The organism is Alteromonas sp. S005, assembly GCF_036864475.1.
Classification (GTDB): Bacteria; Pseudomonadota; Gammaproteobacteria; order Enterobacterales; family Alteromonadaceae; genus Alteromonas.
In genome coordinates this window covers 225393-248194 of record NZ_JAZETN010000003.1, presented here as the reverse complement: position 1 = coordinate 248194, position 22802 = coordinate 225393, and the positions used below count along the sequence as shown (strand labels likewise).

Annotated in this window: 22 protein-coding genes and 1 other RNA gene; 9 read left to right on the top strand and 14 right to left on the bottom strand. The window is 42.5% G+C overall.

Annotated features, from left to right (window positions below; all coding sequences use genetic code 11):
- Positions 1-215: 215 nt before the first annotated feature.
- Positions 216-2918, bottom strand: a complete 2703-nt coding sequence (locus V7R55_RS06345) for a TonB-dependent receptor (RefSeq protein WP_334058327.1) — start codon at positions 2916-2918, stop codon at positions 216-218.
- A 322-nt stretch (positions 2919-3240) separates the two neighbouring features.
- Here V7R55_RS06345 and V7R55_RS06340 point away from each other — a divergent pair, with 322 nt between their 5' ends.
- Together V7R55_RS06340 and V7R55_RS06335 are read left to right on the top strand one after the other, a co-directional pair.
- Complete coding sequence (locus tag V7R55_RS06340; protein ID WP_334058325.1) at positions 3241-5211, top strand: BCCT family transporter; 1971 nt, start codon at positions 3241-3243, stop codon at positions 5209-5211.
- Positions 5212-5241: 30 nt separating this feature from the next.
- Complete coding sequence (locus V7R55_RS06335; RefSeq protein ID WP_012518305.1) at positions 5242-5718, top strand: MarR family winged helix-turn-helix transcriptional regulator; 477 nt, start codon at positions 5242-5244, stop codon at positions 5716-5718.
- An 84-nt stretch (positions 5719-5802) separates the two neighbouring features.
- Here V7R55_RS06335 and V7R55_RS06330 read toward each other — a convergent pair whose 3' ends face one another.
- Together V7R55_RS06330 and V7R55_RS06325 are read right to left on the bottom strand one after the other, a co-directional pair.
- Positions 5803-6150: an RnfH family protein gene (locus V7R55_RS06330; protein ID WP_334058324.1), complete on the bottom strand. Its 348-nt coding sequence runs from the start codon at positions 6148-6150 to the stop codon at positions 5803-5805.
- Positions 6147-6578, bottom strand: a complete 432-nt coding sequence (locus tag V7R55_RS06325; protein ID WP_334058323.1) for a type II toxin-antitoxin system RatA family toxin — start codon at positions 6576-6578, stop codon at positions 6147-6149. Before V7R55_RS06325 ends, V7R55_RS06330 begins: the two co-directional genes overlap by 4 nt.
- Positions 6579-6723: 145 nt before the next feature.
- On the opposite strand from V7R55_RS06325, the gene smpB reads away from it, so the two are divergent.
- Complete coding sequence (gene smpB / locus V7R55_RS06320) at positions 6724-7203, top strand: SsrA-binding protein SmpB (protein ID WP_179983283.1); 480 nt, start codon at positions 6724-6726, stop codon at positions 7201-7203.
- Between the two features lie 99 nt (positions 7204-7302).
- Here smpB and V7R55_RS06315 read toward each other — a convergent pair whose 3' ends face one another.
- Positions 7303-8526, bottom strand: coding sequence for an NADH:flavin oxidoreductase/NADH oxidase family protein (locus V7R55_RS06315; RefSeq protein WP_334058321.1), 1224 nt, complete (start codon positions 8524-8526; stop codon positions 7303-7305).
- Between the two features lie 408 nt (positions 8527-8934).
- Here V7R55_RS06315 and ssrA point away from each other — a divergent pair.
- Positions 8935-9294, top strand: a transfer-messenger RNA (tmRNA) gene (gene ssrA / locus V7R55_RS06310).
- 89 nt (positions 9295-9383) lie between these two features.
- Positions 9384-11027 (top strand): tyrosine-type recombinase/integrase, encoded by a 1644-nt coding sequence (locus tag V7R55_RS06305; RefSeq protein WP_334058319.1) that lies wholly within the window; start codon positions 9384-9386, stop codon positions 11025-11027.
- A 77-nt stretch (positions 11028-11104) separates the two neighbouring features.
- Here V7R55_RS06305 and V7R55_RS06300 read toward each other — a convergent pair whose 3' ends face one another.
- From V7R55_RS06300 to V7R55_RS06280, 6 genes are all read right to left on the bottom strand, one after another.
- The gene (locus V7R55_RS06300; protein WP_334058317.1) at positions 11105-11305 is read right to left on the bottom strand and encodes a hypothetical protein; all 201 of its coding nucleotides are present in this window, start codon (positions 11303-11305) and stop codon (positions 11105-11107) included.
- Positions 11306-11532: 227 nt separating this feature from the next.
- Positions 11533-12252, bottom strand: a complete 720-nt coding sequence (locus V7R55_RS06295) for a hypothetical protein (RefSeq protein ID WP_334058315.1) — start codon at positions 12250-12252, stop codon at positions 11533-11535.
- 405 nt (positions 12253-12657) lie between these two features.
- On the bottom strand, positions 12658-13416 hold the full coding sequence (locus V7R55_RS06290) for a GIY-YIG nuclease family protein (RefSeq protein ID WP_334058313.1): 759 nt from the start codon (positions 13414-13416) through the stop codon (positions 12658-12660).
- Between the two features lie 54 nt (positions 13417-13470).
- Positions 13471-14529: a hypothetical protein gene (locus V7R55_RS06285; protein ID WP_334058312.1), complete on the bottom strand. Its 1059-nt coding sequence runs from the start codon at positions 14527-14529 to the stop codon at positions 13471-13473.
- 103 nt (positions 14530-14632) lie between these two features.
- Positions 14633-14827, bottom strand: coding sequence for a helix-turn-helix transcriptional regulator (locus V7R55_RS19515; protein ID WP_438823579.1), 195 nt, complete (start codon positions 14825-14827; stop codon positions 14633-14635).
- Between the two features lie 97 nt (positions 14828-14924).
- Positions 14925-15758, bottom strand: a complete 834-nt coding sequence (locus V7R55_RS06280; RefSeq protein ID WP_334058310.1) for a hypothetical protein — start codon at positions 15756-15758, stop codon at positions 14925-14927.
- A 159-nt stretch (positions 15759-15917) separates the two neighbouring features.
- Here V7R55_RS06280 and V7R55_RS06275 point away from each other — a divergent pair, with 159 nt between their 5' ends.
- Positions 15918-16577, top strand: a complete 660-nt coding sequence (locus tag V7R55_RS06275; protein ID WP_334058308.1) for a recombinase family protein — start codon at positions 15918-15920, stop codon at positions 16575-16577.
- Between the two features lie 7 nt (positions 16578-16584).
- Here the strand turns inward: V7R55_RS06275 and V7R55_RS06270 are convergent, their stop codons facing one another.
- The 3 genes from V7R55_RS06270 to V7R55_RS06260 all read right to left on the bottom strand — a co-directional run bounded on the left by V7R55_RS06270 (position 16585) and on the right by V7R55_RS06260 (position 18569).
- The gene (locus V7R55_RS06270) at positions 16585-17076 is read right to left on the bottom strand and encodes a HEPN domain-containing protein (RefSeq protein ID WP_334058306.1); all 492 of its coding nucleotides are present in this window, start codon (positions 17074-17076) and stop codon (positions 16585-16587) included.
- A gap of 2 nt (positions 17077-17078) precedes the next feature.
- Entirely contained in the window at positions 17079-18179 is a 1101-nt protein-coding gene (locus V7R55_RS06265) for a DUF262 domain-containing protein (protein ID WP_334058304.1), read from the bottom strand.
- A 132-nt stretch (positions 18180-18311) separates the two neighbouring features.
- Positions 18312-18569, bottom strand: a complete 258-nt coding sequence (locus V7R55_RS06260) for a hypothetical protein (RefSeq protein WP_334058302.1) — start codon at positions 18567-18569, stop codon at positions 18312-18314.
- Positions 18570-18984: 415 nt separating this feature from the next.
- Between V7R55_RS06260 and V7R55_RS06255 the strand changes: the two genes are divergently transcribed.
- From V7R55_RS06255 to V7R55_RS06245, 3 genes are read left to right on the top strand one after another with little or no spacing between them, the layout of a single operon-like run.
- Positions 18985-19707: an ABC transporter ATP-binding protein gene (locus tag V7R55_RS06255; protein WP_334058300.1), complete on the top strand. Its 723-nt coding sequence runs from the start codon at positions 18985-18987 to the stop codon at positions 19705-19707.
- A complete protein-coding gene (locus V7R55_RS06250) occupies positions 19704-21146 on the top strand; it encodes an ABC transporter permease (RefSeq protein WP_334058298.1) in 1443 nt (480 codons plus the stop codon). The genes V7R55_RS06255 and V7R55_RS06250 overlap by 4 nt, the downstream gene beginning before the upstream one ends.
- A complete protein-coding gene (locus tag V7R55_RS06245) occupies positions 21143-22459 on the top strand; it encodes a DUF3526 domain-containing protein (protein ID WP_334058297.1) in 1317 nt (438 codons plus the stop codon). Before V7R55_RS06250 ends, V7R55_RS06245 begins: the two co-directional genes overlap by 4 nt.
- A 189-nt stretch (positions 22460-22648) precedes the next feature.
- On the opposite strand, the gene V7R55_RS06240 is transcribed toward V7R55_RS06245, so the two are convergent.
- Positions 22649-22801, bottom strand: a complete 153-nt coding sequence (locus V7R55_RS06240) for a hypothetical protein (RefSeq protein ID WP_334058296.1) — start codon at positions 22799-22801, stop codon at positions 22649-22651.
- Between the last annotated feature and the right edge of the window lies 1 nt (position 22802).

Sequence of the window (22802 nt, the reverse complement as noted above, 5' to 3'; positions counted from 1 at the left end):
GCGCGCTTTTATGAGCCTTGTTACGAGTCGAATCACTACCACTACAAAAAGGCCATTAAGATCATGTCAGCACAGATGCTATTTAATTAATCTGTTTATCTGTTAACACAAATACTACCGAAATTTATTAGCTTTAGTAATAAAAACGGCAGACTAATGTCTGCCGTTTAATAACACTATTGGGTGGTTAACTGTTCATTAACCACTGACAACTATTAATAATAGTCGTAAGAGAAGCGTAGGCCGATAGTACGTGGACGATTTGTCACAACTTTAGGCGTATACTGTTGCGTATCGATATTCAAAATCGCAGACTTGTCGAAAACATTGTCGATAAATGCTTCAACTTTCCAGCTCTCGTACGACATGCCTACAGATACATTACCTATAACGTAGCTTTCCTGAATATAGCGTCCGCCACGAATAACTTCGCCGTCGGCACCTGGGTAAGTTGCACCGTTAAACACCTCACCCTCGTCCTTAATCTTAAGACCAGAGCCTGTGCCGTAAATTAGGCGTGTGGCGTCTTCCATGGCGTAGGCATTCATAACCATGCCAGCAAGACGGTCGCCAGTATAGGTCAAAGATGCGTTTACAAAACCTTCTTTACCACCGTCTAACTCAAAGAAGTAACGCGCGCTAATATTACCTGAGAAGTCAGCTGAATATGGCAGTTCACTACCAACACCCGCAGCAATACCTTCAAGCTCAGGGTTAATGCGTACAAGCTCAGTATCAAGCACACTAAAGGCTGCATTGATCACAAGGTTATCGGTAGCTAGCCAAGAGATATCCGCATCAATACCCTTCACTTCTGCATCACCCACGTTGTCGGTGAATACTAGGAAGCTTATATTAGTCGGGTCAAAACGAGAAGTTTGCAAATCAGTAATTTCTGAGTAATAACCGGTTGCGTTAACACGCAATATGCCGTCTAAGAAGTCACCTTTAAGACCAATCTCGTAGTTGTCCAAAGTATCTGTTGTTGAGTAAACCGGCACACGGAAATCTGCAAAGGCGCCTGTATCATTTGCTGCTGCGTCACCACCTAAACGATTAGTTACCGGTGGGCGGAAACCTTCTGAATAGTTAGCGAACAATAGAACATCGTCGGTAACTTTCCAGTCAAGGCCGAATTTGAAAATAGTGTCATCTACTGTCAATACGCCGTCGTCACCTAACAGGCCGATATCAAGTGAACCATCTTGGATAGCATCCACTACGCCCTGCCCGTCAAGACCTAAACCATCGTAAACAGCTGGGTCTAATACACCTTGGCCGTATGCTTCTAGACGACTTGTTACGTCACGGGTTGACGTAGCGCCGCGGTAAATGTCGTCAATTTGATACCAGCGAGCACCAAAAGTAGCAGTTACAGTATCAGTAATTTCATAACCTAGCTGACCAAACACCGCGATTTGCTCGATAGTATGCGTTACATCGTTAACAAAGCTAATCTCAGGTGAGAAAGGGCCACCGTCGCTATTAATGCCTTTATTACCTTGAAGGGTTCTTGCAAGGTCAGTGAATATCTCAGTACTTGCAATTTTGAACTGCCCTACAGAAGCCACTTCTTGCTCGTCATAAAACACACCAGCGGTTAGCTGCCACGGTGTGTCCATCGTGGTGCTAAAGCGTAGTTCGTGAGTTAAACGAGTGCTTGTAGTGTCTTCTTTGTAATACTTAGTTGGGTCAAGACAACGGGCATCGTCTGGGTTATCTGGCGTCTCATAGTGTGTACACACATAATATGCCGAGAACAAACCACCGTTTGTATAGCCTGTGTAGTCAGTTAGTGTGTCAATTTCACGGTCTAGATAACCACCGGTATAAACTACATCAAGTTTTTCAAGACGGCCGTTTAAGGTCCATGTGGTTAAGCCAAACTCATCAGAGTTTTCATCGCTTTGGAAGCGAATCGCTGAGCTTTCACCTTCAACCGTTGGGTCGTAAGCAAATACACCTTCAGTGTCTAGGGTTTGTTCGGTGTGCTGTACCACTACATCCCAGTTGTCATTAATAATGTATGACAAGCCGAAACGAGCACCAGAGTAAACCGCATCGTTAAAGTTGTCTTCAACGTGTTCGCTGTTTCTTGGCGATACTACGGCTGCTTCGCTAGGACCAAAACCATTGATGCTGCGACGCGCGTCCATGTCAGTAGGGTCAATACCTTGGGCCTGAAGAGCACCACCAGATATGCGGTCAATAACCACTGCACTTCCAATGTAGCCACCATTGCTTGGATCGTTTTCAATATTGTCAATCCAACCGCCTTGGCTATCGTTGTATGCCGCTACGCGTAAGGCTAAATTGTCGGTTGGCGTAACGTTAAAGTAGGCTTCAACCGTGTTACTCATATCACCGCCTTTGGTGGTAGAGATACTAGTATCAAAGCCTGCAGCAAAACCCGAGTGATCAGGTTTGTTTGTGATTAGTCGAACAGTACCTGCCTGTGAACTAGCACCAAATAGCGTTCCTTGCGGCCCAGGTAGTACTTCTACACGCTCAACGTCAGTAGCGAAAATATCCAAGTTTCTTCCCGCCATTGAAACAGGCATTTCATCTAGATAGAAGGCAACAGAAGGCTGAAGAGCCTGAACCGATGAAAGGGTGATGCTTGATTGCGTAGTCGCGGCACCGCGGATGTAAATTTCATTTTGCCCAGGACCTGTGCCCTGGAAAACCACATTAGGTAGGAACTCTACGTAGTCTTGGAAGTTGTCTATACCTAAGTTCTCTAACGCTTTGCCATCTAGGGCAGAGACAGCAACCGGAACGTCTTGAATAGACTCACTTCTTTTGGTGGCGGTAACTTCAATGGTTTCAAGTTTAGCAGGCGCTTCTGATTCTTGCGCAGCCAGAGAGGTAGATGCCAATGCAGCGATGATGGCACAGCTGAGCTGAGTTTTACGCATGTGTGTGTGTTTCCTTCAATTGGTTTTTATTCTTCGGATTGTGTTTACTTAAGACACATATCAAAAAGATCATATAATACAATACATCAACCACCATTAATTTCTACACTAACGATTACTTTTTAACCTAAACAATTAAAAATATAGCAAAAAGTCTAATTATGAGAGGTTATTTTAAAGCCGCTGGCGGCAGGATGTTCAGAACAATCTAAAAATACATATAGATCGAATTATTTCATCTGATATTTATTAAAAGTGCTCTATGCTGTATATTTCGCCGTAATAACCTAAGTTGAAATAAAAGGTGAAAGGAAATTACTGCGTGATTGAGAACGAAAAGAAATCTCCACTCAATAAACCGGTGTTTATAACGTCTTCTGCGTTAATCATCTGTTTACTTATCTTCGCTGCCGGCACGCCCGAACTTGCAGATTCGATTTTCCAGAAACTGCAAGATGTGATTGTCTCCAACGGCAGCTGGTTCTACGTACTAACTGTCACGATTATTGTGTTAGCCGTTGTGTATTTGGGCATGTCTCGATATGGCGAAATTAAATTAGGTCCAGATCATGCCACGCCGGAATTTAGTTTTGGTACTTGGCTCAGTATGCTATTTGCTGCCGGCATGGGCATTGGACTAATGTTCTTTGGTGTAGCTGAACCTTTAATGCACTTTATGGCACCACCCACCGCGCAGGCAGAAAGTATAGACGCTGTACGCGAAGCCATGAAAACCACATTTTTCCATTGGGGTATCCACGCTTGGGGCATTTATGCGGTGGTAGCTCTGATACTTGGTTACTTTGCTTACCGACAAAACTTACCCTTAACCCTACGTTCAGCGCTTTATCCATTAATCGGCGACCGAATATACGGGTGGCCAGGTCACGCGGTAGATATATTTGCTGTAACCTCTACTGTATTTGGTATCTCAACCTCTCTTGGTTTTGGCGCATCGCAAGTTAATGCCGGGTTCAATTATTTGTTTGGTTTGCCTTCTAGCACAGGCGTTCAAATTGGCATAATGGCCTGTGTAGTGGGCCTAGCGGTTATTTCAGTAACCACTGGTTTGGACAAAGGTATTCGTCGTCTCTCAGAGACCAACATGATTTTGGCAATCATCTTATTGTTAATCGTATTATCATTAGGTCCGACGGTATTCTTACTCCAAGCATTTATGCAAAATACTGGGGCATACCTGTCAGACCTTGTGAGAAACACCTTCAATTTATACACCTATGAGAAAACCGACTGGATTGGTGGCTGGACCATCTTCTATTGGGGCTGGTGGTTAGCGTGGGCGCCGTTTGTGGGCCTTTTCATAGCCCGTATTTCATTCGGCCGCACTATTCGCGAATTCGTTATGGGGGTTCTGCTCATCCCTTCAGCGTTTACATTGTTCTGGATGACCGTATTTGGAAACGGTGCGATTGACCAAGTTCTGGTACAAGGAAAAGACGTACTTGCCCAAATGGTTAACGAGGACACGTCTGTAGCATTATTTGTGTTCTTGGAACAGTTTCCATTTTCGTCAGTGCTTAGTTTTATTGCCGTACTTATGGTGATTGTGTTCTTTGTAACGTCCTGCGATTCCGGCGCTATGGTTGTAGACATGCTGTGCTCTCATGGCTCAAACGACACACCGCTTTGGCAGCGCATTTACTGGGCTGTTGGTGTAGGCATTGTAAGTTCGGTACTTCTCTATGCCGGCGGACTTGGTGCACTCCAAACCATGACGATTGCAGCTGCTCTGCCTTTTGCCATTGTGTTACTTATAGCAATTTCAGGGCTGTTGAAGGCATTAAGGATAGAGTCTTATAAACGTGAAAGCCTGCAAGTAATGGCTGGAACGCCCCTGCACAACGACGCAGACAAAAACTGGAAAGACCGCTTAGAAAATATTGTGACTTTTCCGGATGAAAATGCGGTTCGTCGTTATGTAAATAAAGTTGTAATGCCGGCGCTTACAGAGGTAGGTGATGAATTTAAGTCTCAGCAGTTCAATATCAATATTGAAGATACGGACGAAGCGCTAATTTTAACCGTTGATATGGGTAACGACCCCGAATTCATCTATGCGGTATACCTAGTGCCGACAGAACAGCCGGAATTTGGTCCAAGTGACACACAAGCGCTGGACGAAAACAAAAAGGCAACGTACTATCGCGCCGAGGTTCACCTGAGTGAGGGTGGTCAAAACTATGACATTATGGGTTGGTCGAAAATCTCTGTTATAAATGACGTGATCGATCATTATCATAAGCACCAACATTTTATTCATTTGCTTAAGTAACCATTTGGTTGCGCATTTGTTGGAAATTACATGCGAAAAGAAGAAGAACTATTAGTAGCACTACGGCGCGTTATTCGCGCTGTAGACCTACGCAGCAAGCAGCTAAGTAAACACGTGGGGCTAACAGGCCCACAACTACTAGTTATGCAAAATATTGAAGAACGCCCTGGAATTATGGTGCGCGAAATTGCAGAGAATATTAACTTAAGCCCTGCAACCATCACTAATATTTTAGACAGACTAGAGTCTCGCGACTTAGCTACGCGCATCAGAAGTACGCAAGACAAACGAAAAGTAGGCGTGTTTTTAACCGAACGCGGTAAAGAAGCCGTGGTTGATGCCCCTCGCCCGCTTCAAGAACACTTTGTTGAGCGTTTTTCTCAACTAAAGGAATGGGAGCAAAGCCAAATGGTAGCTACCGTTCAGCGTATTGCTAGCATGATGGATGCTGAAGATATTGATGCCTCACCTTTCTTGGAACTAGGCAGTATTTCAGAAAAAAGCTAATAGCTTCTGTTTTTTCTAAAAAAATGGCCTTCACTATGAAGGCCATTTTTGTATCTGCAATAAAGGTAACTTGTTCTGTATGAGCTACGACTTCGCTTTCAGCGAGTTTACTTTTCCGCCGGTAATTTTGTCTGCCCTACCTTCTTCTTTAGCTTTTTCAGCACGACGTTTTCGAATTTCTTTAGGGTCGGCAATAAGCGGGCGATAAATTTCAATGCGATCGCCATCGTTAAGCGTATCTCTCAGTTTAACAACCCGACTCCAAATACCTACTTTTGTGGCTTTTAAGTCGATTTCGGGAAACTGTTCAAGCACGTTAGACGCATTAATCGCCTCTTCAACTGTTGCATTTTCATGAATAGCAACATCAATGATGGTTTGCTTAGTAGGCAATGCGAAGGCAACCTCAATATTGATGAGCTTATTACTCATGCGTACACGCTCCGCGCCCTGTCAGTGAAAGCTGTAACCATACTGGTAGCTAGACTGTTAAACACTTTCCCGAATGCCATCTCTGCTAGCTTATTGCTGAATTCAAATTCAAGGTTAAGCTCTATCTTACACGCTTCTTCAGAGAGTGCTGAAAATGTCCAGCCGCCGGTTAACGAACGAAACGGCCCGTCTACTAGCTGCATTTGAATACTTTTACCTGGCTCTAGTACGTTATGTGTTGTAAACCATTGTTTGATACCCGCTTTTGCAACTAGCAAAGACGCTTTCATGCTTTGCGCTGAGTTGTCGAGGATTTTACTATCGGTACAGCCTGGTAAAAACTCAGGATAGGAAGCTACATCGTTGACTAAGTTAAACATGGCTTCTGCGCTATGAGCTACAAGCGCGCTTCTATGAATACTTGGCATTGATCCCACTACAATTAAAACTCTTAGCGGCATTGTATCACAGAAATTTTGTATCGCTTGTATTCGGTTTTGAACCAAATGTCCCAATATAAGATAACAATGACAACTAAAGACATTCCTTTGAACAATCAGTATAATAGCCAGCATGAAAAAGAATAAAGCCAACAAAAACACCTCAGGAAATATCGCGCAGAACAAAAAGGCGCGTCATGACTATTTCCTAGAAGACAAGTTCGAAGCCGGACTTGAGCTTCAAGGGTGGGAAATTAAAAGTATTCGTGCCGGTAAAGTAAATATTACCGACGCGTACATCATTATCCAAAATGCCGAAGCGTATTTGGTAGGTTGTAGAATTAGTCCGCTAAATCAGGCATCTACTCACGTAATTGCTGCTCCAGAGCGTGCTCGCAAATTGTTGCTGAAAAAGCGTGAGATAGATCGCTTAATGGGTGCACGAGACCGCCAAGGCTACTCAATTGTTGCAACGTCAATGTATTGGAAAAAGTGTTGGGTGAAACTAGAAATTCACCTAGCTAAAGGTAAGCACGCTCACGATAAGCGCGACACTTTGAAAGATAAAGACTGGCAGCGCCAAAAAGAAAGAATGATGAAACACAGCGTTTAACGCTGTGTTTTCATATGTGATGCAATAAAAGAAACGTGATTTTGGCTGACTTTTACTAAAGCAGCCTTTTAAAAAAACCTTACCTAAACGGTAAAGGCGTTAGCCTACATCTCGTTTGGTCATCTTCTTTCTATGCAGCATATCAAGAATAAGACTCCAAAGCGGTGACGGGTTTCTTAGTGTGGTTAGATTATTTCCTAATCGCCTAAGCTGTCGTCGCACCATCGCCATATTCGCAAGACTTGCTAACGATTTATCTTTCCAAGCACAGTGTGGAATGATGCCTGAATAAGACCATTCTTGCTGCCATTTTTTAGCTAAATCAGGCGTAATGGCAAGCGCGCTGGCTAAACCAACCATGGCACAGCCTTGCTCTATAACTTCTTCTGCCACCTCGGCCCTTTTGATACCGCCTGTGGTCATTAGTGGAATATCGGTTTTACTCACCAACGCCTGTGCAAACTCTAAAAAGTATGCCTCTCTGGCAAGAGTGGTATCATCCCTTGTTTGGCCCTGCATGGCGGGCGCTTCGTAACTACCGCCAGACAGTTCAACCACATCTACACCTAAGGCTTCTAAGCGGTTCACTACTTCACAAGCATCGTCAAAAGAAAAACCGTTCTTTTGAAAATCAGCAGAGTTAAGCTTTACCATAACAATAAAGCTTTTAGCACAGACTGCTCTAACCTGGCTGACTATGTTAATCAATAACCGCGCACGGTTAATAATAGAACCGCCCCACTCGTCTTGACGCTGATTGGTTAGCGGAGATAAAAATTGTGTAAGCAAATAGCCGTGGGCGGCGTGAATCTCAACCCCATCAAAGCCTGCGTTTTCAGCTTGCTTGGCCGTTTCGACAAAGCGCTTGCATACATCATGAATATCTTTGCAGGTCATTTCTCGGGGCTGAGCAAATAGCTTAGAGTGTTTACCCATATCCAATGGCACAGCAGAAGGCGCAATAGCTTTGCCCTGCATAGCTTTAAATACTTGGCGACCCGGGTGATTAATTTGCATTATGGCTAATGCGCCATTCGACTTAATGATCTTCGCCCACTTTTGAAACGGCGCAATATCGGTTTCTTTTTCTAGTGCAACACCACCTGGCCCTGTCATAGCTGCTTTATCAACCATAACGTTACCCGTAATCACCATGCCTAAATTACCATGGGCCCAGTATCGATAAAGTGAATATAAAGACTCACCGGGAATGTTTCCCATGCTCGACATATTTTCTTCCATTGCGGCTTTAACAAGACGGTTTCGCGCTGTTACGCCACACGGCAGGTTATAAGGAGAATACAATATGGAATCTGAAGACATTTACACTACAAGCCTTTTAATTATGCTGACGTACTTTAATGGTTCTTGCCGCTAAATGCATCATTATGTAGGTACTTATTCCTTAAAAATTGTCTAAAATCTTATTTTACAGATGGCGCTAATAATAAAAGCAGAAAGCTTTCTTCAAGCTTTCGTAGCTCTAAATTAGTGCAGGCTCTTGAAAATTAATGCTACTAGCCACATATCTGCGTTAAGTCGATAATAAGCTTGCTGTTATGAAGGTATCTTTGTTTTCTTAGCTTTGTTTTCTTAGCTCGCGTAGTAAGCTTTTGAAAACATAAGTGTTATTTTTGGTTGTTTTATAGCCAAACCCTTAAAATTTAAAACGTTTTCTAAAAGAAAGCATTTAATGACGTAACATTTGTGCTACTATTGAAAATCACACTCGGGGCTGATTAGGATTCGACAGGATCTAGGAAGCCGGAGGTGCATGCAGAGGAGCGGTTGGCCTCTTAAAAAAGCCGCATTTAAATAGTCGCAAACGACGAAACTTACGCACTAGCCGCTTAATAACCGGTATAGGCCCTTCCACCCTAGTCTTTTCCTGCTAGCGGGGATTCGGAAGGTCATCCAAGTAGGATAGCGAGGGAACCTTGTCTAAGGGTGAACCGCGAAATAGTATTAGGCCAGCTGCAAGGAAATCCTGTTTGTCGGAGTTCCAAGCAGTTAAATAAATGACAAACTAAGCATGTAGTACCAAAGGTAGACATTTTCTGGACGCGGGTTCAAATCCCGCCAGCTCCACCAAATTAGAGGTGCAAGTTATTATAAAACAGTAACTTGCACCTTTTTTATATGTGTAGAGTTAGCGTAGTGTCACGATAAGGTGTCACGAAATGAAAACCCGCTACCTCTATAGAAACAAGCATGGCGTTTACTGTTTGCGCTTTGAACTTCAATCTAAGCCTAAAAACACGTATCGCCAACTTTTGATATCATTGCGAACCAAAGAACCACGTGTTGCACTTCAGCATTACAACACGGTTATGCCCGAAGTTTATAGAGTTCTTTGTAATTACAGCGACAGTCTAAGGTTGAACGTGTCTGAAGCACCTAACGTTTTTGAAGTGAAACGAACGATTAGAGAGTTAGTAGCCCGAATCGTAGAGACAGAAAAAGACCCTTCTATCTCAAATTTAATGTCACAGGTTCGTTATCGTAAACTGGACAACTATCTAGACGCAACATTTGAATCTCTGGATTTAACTGAATCGCAGCTTATGGCTCTAAAACGCAAGCTGAGCATTTCAGAGTCAAGAGAAAGAGCATTGGTTACCTCACTGACGAGTCACTCAACGACAACCTCACCTACAAGCATAGAGAGCCATCCTATTGGTGAGCTTGTAGACGATTACTTTAATTTTAAACAAAAAAGTTGGGGCAGTAGGACAGCTACGCAAGCTTTGTCTAACCTTGTTCGGTTTGCCGAGATTATTAATTTTGAAACCCCTTCAGCGCAAATCGACGGCAAATTGATACAGCACTATGTAAATGTCATGACTAAGCTCCCAAAAAATGCTGGTAAAAGGAGGAAAGAGGTCACGACAATCGATGCAGAATCAGTGGCAAAATGGTGGCTAGACTTATCTGTAAGCCACAGTGAAACTGTTTTAGGAACGGGTGGCCTAGAGAAGCACTTCTCCGACATTCGAATGTTTATCAAATGGTTACACGAACGGCACTATGTCTCTCTCGATTTCTCGAAGCACCTTGAAATAGCTAAACCAAAAGGCGCGAAGTTTGTAGAGAAAAGAGCAATGTATGATGCGACGCATATATCCAAGATCTTTTCGAGCTATATATACGGCGATACGTTAAGAAATAGAGAAGCCCCTAAATCATATCATTTCTGGGCACCATTGATTGCGCTTCACACAGGCATGAGAATTTCAGAGATTGCTTCTTTAGAGGTTCAAGATGTTTGTTATGAAGATGGTGTATTGGTGTTCTCTGTTAACGATGAATGGAAATCAGTTGAACTGAAGAAAAGTCAATTTTCGAAATCCAAAAAGACTAAGGACTCATTGCGTAACATACCTGTTGCGGATGCCGTGTTAGATGCTGGCTTGCTTGAGTTTATAGGAAAAAGAAAGTCTGGCTTACTCTTTTACGACCTAAACCTAAGCGATACTAAGGGTTTGGGTAACACAATATCTAAATGGTACAACGAAGCCTTTGTTAAGTATGCCGGCATCCCGAAGCGAAACGATAATAACACCCCGCTTGCATTTCATTCGTTCAGGCACACGTTTACTTCGCTTCTTGATAAAACAACTATCGAAGGACAGCCTCTACGGCGAGATGAGAGCTTTTATATTACAGGGCATAGAGATGACAGCGTTAGAACGCAAACGTACAACCACGGCAGTTACAGCGGCTCGTTTATAAAAGCTTATATTGATGCTATAGACTTCGGGATTGAATGGGAACACGTGTCCTTTGATAAATTCTTGAACAGGAAGAAAGCTAACGTTAAATGACGAAGAACCACAACTGAGAAAATTAGGCTATAGCAGGCCAAAGAAGGAGGTCTATCGAGAGACCTCCTATGTATGTTTTAGTAGCTACTTTTAACTTCGATTATCGCCGTATTCACTGCTTCGATGATTTTGCGTTTATCTGCTGTATCAGCGACAAAGTTCGGTTCGTTCCCGATTATGCCGGCGTTAGTCGTTTTCATTAGTTGATCAAGGTCATATCCTAGCGACTGAGCGGCAACTATAACGTTGTATAAAGCTTGTTCGTGGACTGATGGCATATAATTTCCTTATTTAGATAAACACCGAGTGTCAAGATACCTGATTGCGCAAATTGAGACCAGTTGAAATAATAAGCGGAGGCCACACTTTTAGATAGTCTTTCGGAAAAAGAATCTTGCATGGATAGCTTAACTGATGTTGAACGAGAGAAGCTTTCAAGGTTTCTTCTCTGGACATTTTTAATCACGCTAACAACAATCGCAGCGACTTACTAGGCATCAGAACCTCAGAGTTGAGAGAGTTCATCAACTAGTTGAGGATTTCGGGACATAAAAGAAACGTATGAGCTTCCAAGCGTTGTTAGCTTATACCCATTCCCCTCATCACTTAATAAACCATCACTGACTGGATATGACATGTACTTTATCCAATCCCAATCTACATATGCTTTTTCCACTGACTTTTTAACTTCTAAAAAGTGACTTTGGATATAGTCTTTTGATACATAATCTGAATTATTTTTCATGCTACAAAACAAGTTAAACTGTGATCGAAATAGAACCTTATTAATGTCAAAGAAGCGTACTGCACTGTGAAGTAGGGACGCCTCTTTCGCTAATAACTCTACTTCTTCTTCCGGTGACAAAGCAAGGGCAGACAAATGCGTTTTTATAGCTTTATACATCTCCTCGCTAAAATCCGTCTTGTCGTGCTCGTGCCTTTTTGTAATTGATTCTAGGCTCATGTTTTCGGGTAAGCTCACAGAACTTGCACCAGAAGATTTTTTGCTTCCAATCGACTGTTTCGCAGCTACAAACTTAGCCGACAGCCCTGAGGTCGAAGCTGATAGCTCAGACACAGTGTTTTTAGAAAAAAAATTGCCGATAGAATCAAAAAAAGCCGCTCGGAATTTCAGACCAATAAGCAATACAGTTACTGGCCACACGATTGATTTAATTACCTCCACTATTAGGTGTGGTGTCCAATTACAGCTGAGTTCTTCCATTTAACCTCCTAACGCCTAACAATTTTTTATTCAGGGCTTATGATAACACTCGTTTTTCTCCAAACACCATGCTCGATAGTTTCTAAGAAATACTCTACCTGGTCGTGTACGTAGCACATATAGTTGTCGCTTTAGTGATGATGTGTTACTGCTCACTAATAGCACTAAGTAGTCTGTCAGATTTTCTCGAACAGAAACTCACTTAGGCATTGGATAAGTGCGTAGATAAATATTATTACGCTAATACAACGGTGCATACTGCACTCTGCATTGAGTTCTCAGCTTAGCTAAACCACACCTACCATTAATATCTCTGCACTCTCCTGAAAGAGCTACAGAGCCTTTGGGCAACTCTCAACAACTCCTTTCGTTATGAGCTTTTCATCGTTGCTCTGCCCTTATAGACTAAGTATAAGGGTTGTTCGAGAAGACAGCTTTTTTTAAGAAAGCATAGCTACCAACGTGCATACTTATATCTAGGACTTCGTTTACCTTACCCGACTGATTGAGGCAGTTCGAGCAGCTTTTAAATATGTTCCTCGTTTTGTGCCACCAGCAGGGGGCAACTTTCAACTTAACAACTGTACCGTTGGGAAACTCATCGAGAGATGCTTTGTGGCAAGATATGTTCATAACTCTTTCGAAAGGCGCTGCTTTTAATGTTTTAAGACGTTTCTTGTCACCTTCTGTAAAGACTATTGCTTCCACTGTCACCCTATCCGAGTCACTTTTCACATTTAGCTCTGTCTTCTTGTTTTTTGGTTTCATTACACAGGAGGACACTATGGAGCTGCTCAAAGCCCTAAACGGATAGCTGTACTCGCATGAGGCACTTGGTTCTCGGGTGTTTAGCTTGGGCTTATAGAATTGAATAGCAGCGGCTTCTCTTAACTGAGCTGCTTTTTCAGTTGAGGCAACCGCTAGAATGAAATGCTTGAAACCCTCTGGAGAGCGTCTTATCGCACTTTTGAAGTTGTTGTTATAGTTTCTATCAGTTTTCTCTGAAGCGCTCCTAACATGCTCCTGCCAGCGCCTAGCGGGGTCTACGGTATAACCAATGTATAACCCTGCTGCACATTCATGACCGTAAACGACATATTTAGCAGTTGTCACAACATCCGGAGTAAGGCTGTTAGCGAGATAGAATCTAACTTCCGTGTACATATTTAGAGTCCTTTCGTAATATGGTCTATGTCCCAAGTTAGTATGAATGCACCTTTAGGTCAATCTGGCTTGATGTTCCCTAGATGGCTTTATTAACTCTGGGGGGCGCTTTACCGCATTGATTGTCTCAATCAGATGAGCTTCAAAATCGAACCCAACCGGAACGTCAACAATGTGAAAGCTTAATTTCTTAAACTCAGCTTCCAATGCCTTATACTGCCTATATCGCCATTCTCGCCTAACCCTATAATGCAGCAGTTTCGGACTAATCTTTGATTTGTTTTCACATCCTTCCACAATCGGATAATTTAGACCCTTAGCCAAATAGTCTGCGAGACCTAAGTCAATCTTTTTATATTTTCTAACTTTGCCCGTAGTTTCGATACATTTTGCTTTGAATTCGAATGAAACGCTCATAGCCGTATCTATCTTTCGCATTGAACTACGAAATTGCTTTTTCAAAAGGCCTCTTATATCTTGCTTAGATAAATTTGCACTACATTCGAGAAGCATGTGCGCATGAAGCGCACTGTATGGCTCACTATCGCCTTTTATCTCAAATTCTTTACCGCACCTCTCTATCACAAAAAAACCGCGTGTATGATCACCCAGCGCCATTCTTGTGAGCTTCGAAATTCGGATCTTGAATTGCTTGAAGCGTTCAGCACTTTGTTGAACTTTTACACTTGTCTTTTCGTCAAAATTAATAACGATGTGGACTAGTACCGAGTTTCCTGTTTCCACTGACTCGTGCATTTCCTCAAACGTGAGCGTTAACTCTTCGTCATACTTGTAGTAAAACTTTTTAGCCGACTTGAAGCTTTTACATGGAATCGTTCTAAACGTACTCAGGTTTGCACGTTTTGGGTTAGATGGCTCTCCCCTCATCTTCTTTCTAAACAAAGTTCTGTTAAAGGCGAATTCTTTAAACTCTTTAAACTCTTTAAACTCTGCAAAACCCATCTTGCCATACACAATACTCTCTTCACTACGGTAATAAGTACCATATAATGGTGTAAGGTGTGCGCCATTGATTAGGGACAATACTGAATCGTAGGCCTGTTCTAGCCTGTAGAGATTCTCTCCGACACTAGGAGACGACATTTTTTGCATTTAAACGCGCCCCCTTCTTATAGTTGATAAAACACAAGCATAAGAGTTGGGAAGTGGCTCTATAGAGGGGGAAAACAGGGGAAAATCGGGGAAATATCTCATATTACCCTCTCTTTTCAGTAAGCCATATCAGCACTTCGTCGCGCATATATCCAACGCGGCGTTTACTCACCTTAAATGACTTAGGAAATAAGGAGTCTCTCTCCAGACGGTATAAGGTCGATCGACTTAAGCTCGTTAAAGCAATTACCTGTTTTCGTGTAAGAAACAGGGGAAGTTGAAGATTGTTGTTAGCCATTTCATTCCTCTTTGAATCATTTTGAAACAAAAGGCTAAAACAGGCATCGGCACTAAGGTAGAGATTATTCAGAACATCTCAAAACCCACAAAGTCAATTAATTCATATAGTTGCAAATTTCTTGCACCAAATACTTACTCTCTGTTTGTCTATAGACTCTCCATACATCATCATAACGAATGCGAGCCCCATCAAAGTCAATTACCTCTTCGTTACCGTTCTTAGAAGCCCCGAATTCATCGACCATTAGAGACCATAAAGTCGGTTCGTCAGTTAAGTTACTGTTTATTCTTCTTGGCAGACGACCATGCCGCAGAGTGAAAGTGAGAGCAGCAGACAGCACGGGCGATAAGTCTAAACTGTGTTTTTTCCGATTTTTTAATCTAACGTAAGAATTTGATATCGGTTTTACGCGTTCCTTGTATCGCTTAACGAGCAACGCAAAAGCAGCGTCATATTCTGCGCGAGAAACGTATAAGTCATTTATATTCAGCTCTAAAGCGTAATGTGTACATAAAAAGACATTAACCCCTTGGCTAGACCCAAGTTGAATTTCGAGGCATTCAGGACAACCTTTAGCTTTACCCTCTACAATTTCTTCTACGAGGCTGGAACTTAAAGGTAAGAAATCGTTTTGGGTGAGCGAACATTTTTTGCTATCCGATGAGTCGACATAATCAAGTACGCCGGTCTTCTGTTGAAGTGCTTCGACATCTATTTTTGAATTGAGAACTTCAAGGTATGACATCAATTCTCGTTCGTCTGATATCCCCTGTCTACTCTCCCATGCTTCCATGTATTGCAGCTCAATTCGATAATTCTTCTTGAGCGGCTGATATGTGCCTATCAGTCTTGAACTGAAATGTGAAAGCTCATAAGCAATGTAGTCACGCTCAGGAGCCACCAACTTATTAAACGGTATACTTTTCATCTTTCACTCTTCTTTAACCGGAGCGAAACCTACCACAAAGGCAAAATTCAATGAAGTAACAAAACCAAACAAAATGCCCGCCTTTTAAAGCGATTTTGCTTACACTGTAAAACACACAACCACCGTTGTTGTTTTTTACAGCATGAATGGAGAGCTAAGTTGAACGAAAAATACATCGCCTACCTAAGGGTAAGTACGAAGGAGCAAGGTCGCTCAGGCTTAGGTTTAGAAGCACAAAAAAGAGATATCAACCTTTTCATCTCAAACTACGCCTCAGAGGGCGATTTGTTAGAAACTTACACAGATGTAGTCAGCGGGAGTAATTCATCGCGACAGGCGCTCACAGAGGCCATAACAAGGGCTAAACAACTTAACGCGACATTAATCGTTTCGAAGCTCGATAGATTAAGCAGAAAAGTGTCATTTGTAGCAACCTTAATGGAAGACAAAACTTTGAAGCTTAAGGTCGCTTCAATGCCGAATGCAGATAAATTTCAACTCCATATCTATGCCGCTCTAGCAGAGCAAGAACGAGATTTTATTAGTATGAGGACGAAAGCAGCGTTAGCAGCGAAAAAGGCTTCAGGGGCAGTTTTAGGGGGCTTGAGGGACAAAACCAATGCTCGCAATAAAGCATCTAGAGAATATGCAGATATCTATGCAATGGAGATGTGGAGAAACATTTATCCCATGAGACAAGCTAAGTTGTCATATCGAGAAATTGCCAACAGACTCAATCGACTAGGAATAACAACACAGCGAGGTAGACAATTCGAAGCACAAACAATCAAAAATATTGAGCGAAGAGCTACCTCATAAGATTTATTTATGTTGTGGTGTTACCAACTCCTAAAGTGTTTTCAACCGCAATTATCACCTTCTTTGTTTGTTCATAGTTGTCCATAAGGTCCCGAAATGTTAATTTTAAAGAGCCCTTTTTATGGACAACCGCGTGCCTTGCTTTCATCAAAGAGTCCCAAGCCGCCATTTCGGGCGAGTCTTGTATATCACTTCTGAATTCTTTGTTCAGTTCGACATCAAAATTTTTGAGCGTAGTGGTTATCTTTGAGAGATCGGGACTTCTAAATTTTTGAGACAACGTGTTTCTTATAAAATTTATCGCGCATGCATCTCCACACTTCTCTGCTCTTCTAACGAAAACTGACTCAAGGTAGTCTTCGTATTCAGATACGATTAGAACCACTAAACCACCGACCAGATAAGATTCAACTTCACCATTATCATTATTTGCAGGGTCCAATGCCTTTAAGTGCTTGGCACACGTTTTCAATGCATTTTCGATTACGGTAAACAGCATACTTAACTCAAATATTGGTTTGCCAGAGACATTCTGAGTTCCACGATTGATTCATCCGCCGTAGCTCCTCTTACGCCTTTGATGAAATTCTCGTCTAGCTTGAGTCTTTCGAACTTTTCAGCGAGCTCGCTGACGTTGCTTACTTCTTCAAAGCTGTTGAAAATTTTTGCAATGGTAGTAAAAACTGAGTCGAAGACAGCCACATTTAAACCAGACCAGATATGAAAAGGCTTTTCCCCTAACTGCTCTAAAACGACGTCACAAGTGTTCTGAAAAATCGCCCTTAAGTAACTGGCTCTTTCGACACCAACGTTTTGGTTTGATCGCATGTATTCAGACATAAAGTCTTTGATTGGTCGAGCATACTCCCCTCCATTTTCAAAGAAAGCGAAAAAGCGAAGAATAAGCTCTACATCTCTCTGTCGCCTGTGTGGGCTATCCGTTCCGAATATACGCCTCCAGCTTGGGTACGTATTCAACTGACACAATAAGTCGTTGAACGTACCATGATAGACGCAGTTTCGAATCTCTTGACCGACAAGCTGGGTTCCCCCAGTGTTTAGCCGCTCGAAAATATGGTAAACGCTCGTATTACCGTTAGGCGTTATTTGCTTTATCACGAAAGCTCTAAGAACACTGTCATTTAGTTTGTTAAATGCAGCTTGGTTTGTTTCCTCAAGGTCTCGATATGTTTTATTGTGATATGGGCTACGCTCATTTAAACCTGTCAGCTTGAAAACTTTGCGCCTACTGTTGTTATCCTCCTCTCCAAAAAATCCATCAAAAAAATAAACAACCGTCATAAGTCTCTGTTGGCCGTCAATTACAAGTTGTTCGTTTCTCTCGTCATCCGTAAACAAAAAGATGGCTGGTACAGGTAGTCCAAGCAGAAATGATTCAATCAGCCTGCTTGCTTGCTTTATGTTCCAAACGTAGTTCCTTTGAAAACCAGGCACGGTCATACTACCCCGCTTGTACTTCTGTACTACCCCCTCAAGCGTAAAGTCGGCAGGGTAAGTTATTACTTCGTAAGAAGCTGGCGTGGAATCTAGGTCTAGTTCTTCGCTGGATATCTCTTCCAACCCTTCGTTATATTCATCCATACTTGAGATACTCTTATATTCCAATAAATAAGCCCTCTATACCGCAGATAACGTTTAGGCTTACTAAAAACAAATGTCGTTGCAGTTAGCTTTGTTGTTAACAGATTCCACAATCAAAGCTGCTTAATCAAATTACCAACTAACCATTAATTCAAGAACATCATCACTCAGGGTTGCTTCTATTACATATTTAGCATCTCTCAGCTTATCGATTAGAGCGCCTAATGTTTTTAATGGGAATATTTTGGTGTCAAAAGACTCATTAAGCCCTGAACATCCTGAAGACGCTGCTAGACGAATGTTAGACGAAATCGTCTGCATCAATTCGTCTGGTGACTGGATAGGTTTTCTGATTAATTCGTGAGCTTCGGTTGCGGTAAGTAATTCCATTTTATAAACCTCCATTGTTCAACATTCATAATCTGCATTAAAATCAACATCTTTTAAAGTCTTATTTTTGTATTCGTCATCGTTGATTTGTAAATGAGTATCAAAGCAAGTTTGACTATCACGATTAAGTGTCACGATATCTATCGAAAAAGAGTTGCACTTAACTATAAGCAACTGTAAGTTCTAGGTTAATTATTAACCTCTGAACTAGGTGGCACTTCCCGCCAGCTCCACCAAATCCAAAGGCTTGCCAATCGGCAAGCCTTTTTCGTTAAAACTTTAAACACTTTTTATTCCCCCCCTGCTTTTTCTTTTTGATTGGTCATTCCACTCTCATTTAAGAGTAAAACGTATTCCCATTCAATTGGTTATAATATAACATTACTCGAAAATTCCTGTTACAGCACGTTATACAATGCAAACAAATTCAGTAATATGCGCAGATGCGCTTACCGTGCGCGTTGAAAACCGCACGCTTTTAGACAATCTAAACTTCAATGTTGGTAAAGGTGAAGTTTTCGCGCTTTTGGGCGGTAACGGTGCCGGTAAATCAACTACGCTTAAAACCTTTTTAGGTTTGATGAAAGCAAGCCGTGGTAGCGCTACTGTGTTGGGCCACAACGCCACTACTCATCCTAACGATGTTCAAAAGTCTGTCGCTTATTTACCTGAATCTGTAACGCTTTATGGTCACCTTTCTGGTCTGGAAAATATCCGTTACTTTCTTTCGGTAGCTGGTGTAGAAAAATCAGACGAAGATATTTTTGCGGCACTTCAAAAAGTGGCTCTTCAAAAAGATTCATGGAATAAGGCGTTATCGAACTACTCGAAGGGTATGCGTCAGAAAACCGCAATTGCGCTTGCTTTGTTGCGTAATGCACCAGTACTGTTTTTAGATGAGCCCACATCAGGCCTAGACCCTGCTGCTATTGACGAGTTTAATGCGTTGGTTTCTGAATTAGCAGCCAACGGCGCTACCATTTTTATGGTAACCCACGACGTGTATGGCGCTTGCCAAGTCGCTCACCGTATCGTGCTTTTAAGCAACGGTAAGCTAACCGGCTCTTTCGAGCGTGTTGGCGATACGCCTATTGATACTGAAGCGGTACACGCAGCATTTGCAGGGCGCAAAGCATGATGTTTAGTGTCGCAAAAACCATATGTGCAGATCAGTGGCGCTATTGGCTGCGCACTAAAGTCGCCGCAACGGTACTGTTGTTAGGGGCCATACTGACCCTTGCAGCCCTAGTTGTAAACGCATTTCACATTGAGGAAGCCGCTCACGCTAGAGACCACCTTCAAACTGAAGCAGAAGAACGCTTTAAAGCGCAGCCTGATAAGCACCCTCACCGCATGGTGCATTACGGTCACTATGTTTTTCGCGCCCCTACTCCATTGAGCGTAATTGAACCTGGAGTCGACACCTACACAGGTAACGCTATTTTTCTAGAAGGGCATCGACAGAATAGCGCCATGTTTGCAGAGCAGCGGCAATCGGCCGGGCTAACGCGTTTTAGTAGCTTAACACCTAGCTTCCTTGCATTAGTACTTGCGCCACTGTTTATTATCCTTCTTGGTTACGGCAGCGTATCGCGAGAGCGCGAGGCAGGAACACTTACTTTGTTATTGTCGCAAGGTACTACCCGCTGGCAGCTAATGTCAGGAAAACTCTTAGCGCTCATTACAGCTAGCGGGTTGTTCTTACTCCCTTTGCTTCTGGCCTGCTTATATGTCGCTTTTTCAAGCGAAAGTCCGTTAGTAGTGCTGCTATTTTGCTTAAGTTACGCCGTTTACTTCTTGCTATGGGCTACCGTTGTAACGGCCTGTTCAGCGTTATTTGAAAAAAGTAGCGTTAGCTTCACCGTACTTATTGTTATTTGGATGGCTGCGTGCGTGTTATTTCCTCGACTGGGAAGCAGCATCGCAACGAATGCAGCTCCCTCAATAGGCAAGCTTGAAGCGGATTTTAAAGTAGAAGAAAAGCTTAGAAGTTTGGGCGACGGTCACGACGTTAACGACCCTGCATTTAAAAAGCTAAAAGAAGATTTATTAGCAAAATATAATGTAGATTCCGTAGACGACCTTCCTGTTAATTTCCGCGGTGTTGTTGCTCAGTACTCAGAAGGTAGACAGGCAAAAGTGCTTAATGAATTTGCCGAAAACAGAATGGGTGAAGAATTAGAACAAGCACATATTGCACGTCAGTTTGGCTGGCTATCGCCCACTGTTGCTGTTCGCGCAATCTCTACAATATTAGCGGGTACCAGCCTTGAAACCCATCATCGTTTTTTACGAGAAGCAGAAGCTCTACGCCTTGAATTCGTGCAAGGTCTAAATAAAGTGCATGTTGAAAAGCTGGATTACAAACTCGACATGAACCGCAATGCAAGCGAAGAGGCGGCGGATAAAGCTGTTGTGGGTGCTGACAATTGGGCACTGCTTTCAGAATTTAATTTTAAGCCAGAGGCAGCAAACACTCGCATTTCAAACGCGCTTATCTATTTTCTACAACTGTTGGTTTGGGTGTGCATTACCGCCTTGCTTTTAAAAGCGGCTGTTAGGAGGTTAAACCCATGATGCGTTTTACCGATCTTAAACGTGAAGCTAATTTTGTTTTTGGTCACCGCCAAATAAAACTTACGTTATTAGTCGTATTTCTTCTAAGCGCAGTGTCTTTGTGGTCAGGTCATGCAGAAATGCAGGAACAACAAGCCACTATTGAACGTTTATTAGAAAAAGACCAAGTAGAGCGTGAAGCCGTTATCACTCACCAGTCTAACTTAGGCATGGTTGCTTATTACGCGTTTCACCTGACTTATGCGCCCCCTTCCCCACTGGCTTTTGCAGCCGTAGGCGAAAGAGATGTATTTCCTTGGAAGCATCGTATACGCATGCTTGCATTAGAAGGGCAAATTTATGAAAGCGATACAGATAACCCAGAGCTTGCGTTTTTAGGGCGTTTCGATTTTGCCTTTGTGACCAGCATATTGCTGCCATTATTTATTATATTGCTACTTTACGATTTAAAAGCAAAAGAACGGGAAGCCCGCCGCTTCGATTTACTCAATGTAACAGCACGCAATGCCCATGCGATATGGACATCACGAGTATTAGTCACCTTAGTTCCTTTAGCGCTTGTGACGCTTGCTCCGTTTGTTGTATTCGGGTTAATTAACGGTGCATCTTTTCTCTCTATATTAACCGTTTGCGCGATAGTAATAGGTAACATTGCGTTATGGAGTGCCATTGTTCTTGCGATTGGCGCAGCAAAACGTTTTGCAAATTTCAGTGCAACGCATCTTGCCTCTATTATGCTAGGCGTTTGGCTTGTGACTACTGTTATTGTGCCCGTGACCGCACACACGGTAATTAATGCAGTGGTTGAAACACCTGAAGGCGGCGACATTGTGCTTACCCAACGTGAAGCGGTAAATAGTGCGTGGGATAAGCCCGTTGAAGACACATGGCATGCATTCTTAGCCACTCACCCTCAGTGGGCCGACTACACAGAATTTGACCCTGAACGAGACAGCTCATTTAATTGGAAATGGTATTACGCGTTTCAACAAGTGGGCGATCAAGCTGCCAGTGAGTTCTCGAAAGCTTATCAGGCCGCCACGCTCCAAAAAGACTCCCTTGCAAGCTACGTAGCCTTGCTTTCTCCTTCATTGCTTACGCAACGTTTACTATCAAGCACTGCTGATACTAATGTAAGCGCGATGGTGGGCTATGAAAATGGTGTACGCGCTTTTCATAAATCGCTTCGGAAATACTATTATTACCACCTATTCAAAGACCCTGAATTTTCTCAGGAGAGCTTTGAAGCACTACCACAATTTACACCTAACATAAAAAGCTCTCATGAGAACCGCACAGGAAAAGAAGAATGAAATGAAGCTGGTGTGTGGGCTGAACCAAATGCATCAAGGCACTTTAAGCGAGTGGCTGACTATCGTTTTTAATAAATAAAAAACCAAATTTCATCGGTGAATACTAAAGAGGTCTGTATGTCACAGGCCTCTTTTTGTTATTACTTGATGCCTTGCGCCATTTCTATGCAGAATAGATTTAAGCTAAACCTATGAAGGTTGTAGCATTTGCATAGGCTCGATATCTGTAGTGTTGTTTTTGATGAACGACTCAATATCTTTTACTTCTTCTTTACTAAAGCCTAAGCGCGCTCTGATACCCGTTGTTCCGTCAGCATTTTCAATCACAACAAATTCGTTCACG

What these genes read in the sequence shown, in the direction of transcription:
- V7R55_RS06315 (WP_334058321.1), bottom strand. Translation starts at nt 8,526, where the DNA reads ATGTCTTCAGATTCCATATTGTATTCTCCTTATAACCTGCCGTGTGGC.
- V7R55_RS06260 (WP_334058302.1), bottom strand. Translation starts at nt 18,569, where the DNA reads ATGGAATTACTTACCGCAACCGAAGCTCACGAATTAATCAGAAAACCT.
- V7R55_RS06265 (WP_334058304.1), bottom strand. Translation starts at nt 18,179, where the DNA reads ATGGATGAATATAACGAAGGGTTGGAAGAGATATCCAGCGAAGAACTA.
- V7R55_RS06280 (WP_334058310.1), bottom strand. Translation starts at nt 15,758, where the DNA reads ATGAAAAGTATACCGTTTAATAAGTTGGTGGCTCCTGAGCGTGACTAC.
- V7R55_RS06250 (WP_334058298.1), top strand. Translation starts at nt 19,704, where the DNA reads ATGATGTTTAGTGTCGCAAAAACCATATGTGCAGATCAGTGGCGCTAT.
- V7R55_RS19515 (WP_438823579.1), bottom strand. Translation starts at nt 14,827, where the DNA reads ATGGCTAACAACAATCTTCAACTTCCCCTGTTTCTTACACGAAAACAG.
- V7R55_RS06270 (WP_334058306.1), bottom strand. Translation starts at nt 17,076, where the DNA reads ATGCTGTTTACCGTAATCGAAAATGCATTGAAAACGTGTGCCAAGCAC.
- V7R55_RS06325 (WP_334058323.1), bottom strand. Translation starts at nt 6,578, where the DNA reads ATGCCAAGTATTCATAGAAGCGCGCTTGTAGCTCATAGCGCAGAAGCC.
- V7R55_RS06330 (WP_334058324.1), bottom strand. Translation starts at nt 6,150, where the DNA reads ATGAGTAATAAGCTCATCAATATTGAGGTTGCCTTCGCATTGCCTACT.
- V7R55_RS06285 (WP_334058312.1), bottom strand. Translation starts at nt 14,529, where the DNA reads ATGCAAAAAATGTCGTCTCCTAGTGTCGGAGAGAATCTCTACAGGCTA.
- V7R55_RS06305 (WP_334058319.1), top strand. Translation starts at nt 9,384, where the DNA reads ATGAAAACCCGCTACCTCTATAGAAACAAGCATGGCGTTTACTGTTTG.
- V7R55_RS06335 (WP_012518305.1), top strand. Translation starts at nt 5,242, where the DNA reads ATGCGAAAAGAAGAAGAACTATTAGTAGCACTACGGCGCGTTATTCGC.
- V7R55_RS06255 (WP_334058300.1), top strand. Translation starts at nt 18,985, where the DNA reads ATGCAAACAAATTCAGTAATATGCGCAGATGCGCTTACCGTGCGCGTT.
- V7R55_RS06290 (WP_334058313.1), bottom strand. Translation starts at nt 13,416, where the DNA reads ATGTACACGGAAGTTAGATTCTATCTCGCTAACAGCCTTACTCCGGAT.
- V7R55_RS06295 (WP_334058315.1), bottom strand. Translation starts at nt 12,252, where the DNA reads ATGGAAGAACTCAGCTGTAATTGGACACCACACCTAATAGTGGAGGTA.
- V7R55_RS06245 (WP_334058297.1), top strand. Translation starts at nt 21,143, where the DNA reads ATGATGCGTTTTACCGATCTTAAACGTGAAGCTAATTTTGTTTTTGGT.
- V7R55_RS06300 (WP_334058317.1), bottom strand. Translation starts at nt 11,305, where the DNA reads ATGCCATCAGTCCACGAACAAGCTTTATACAACGTTATAGTTGCCGCT.
- smpB (WP_179983283.1), top strand. Translation starts at nt 6,724, where the DNA reads ATGAAAAAGAATAAAGCCAACAAAAACACCTCAGGAAATATCGCGCAG.
- V7R55_RS06345 (WP_334058327.1), bottom strand. Translation starts at nt 2,918, where the DNA reads ATGCGTAAAACTCAGCTCAGCTGTGCCATCATCGCTGCATTGGCATCT.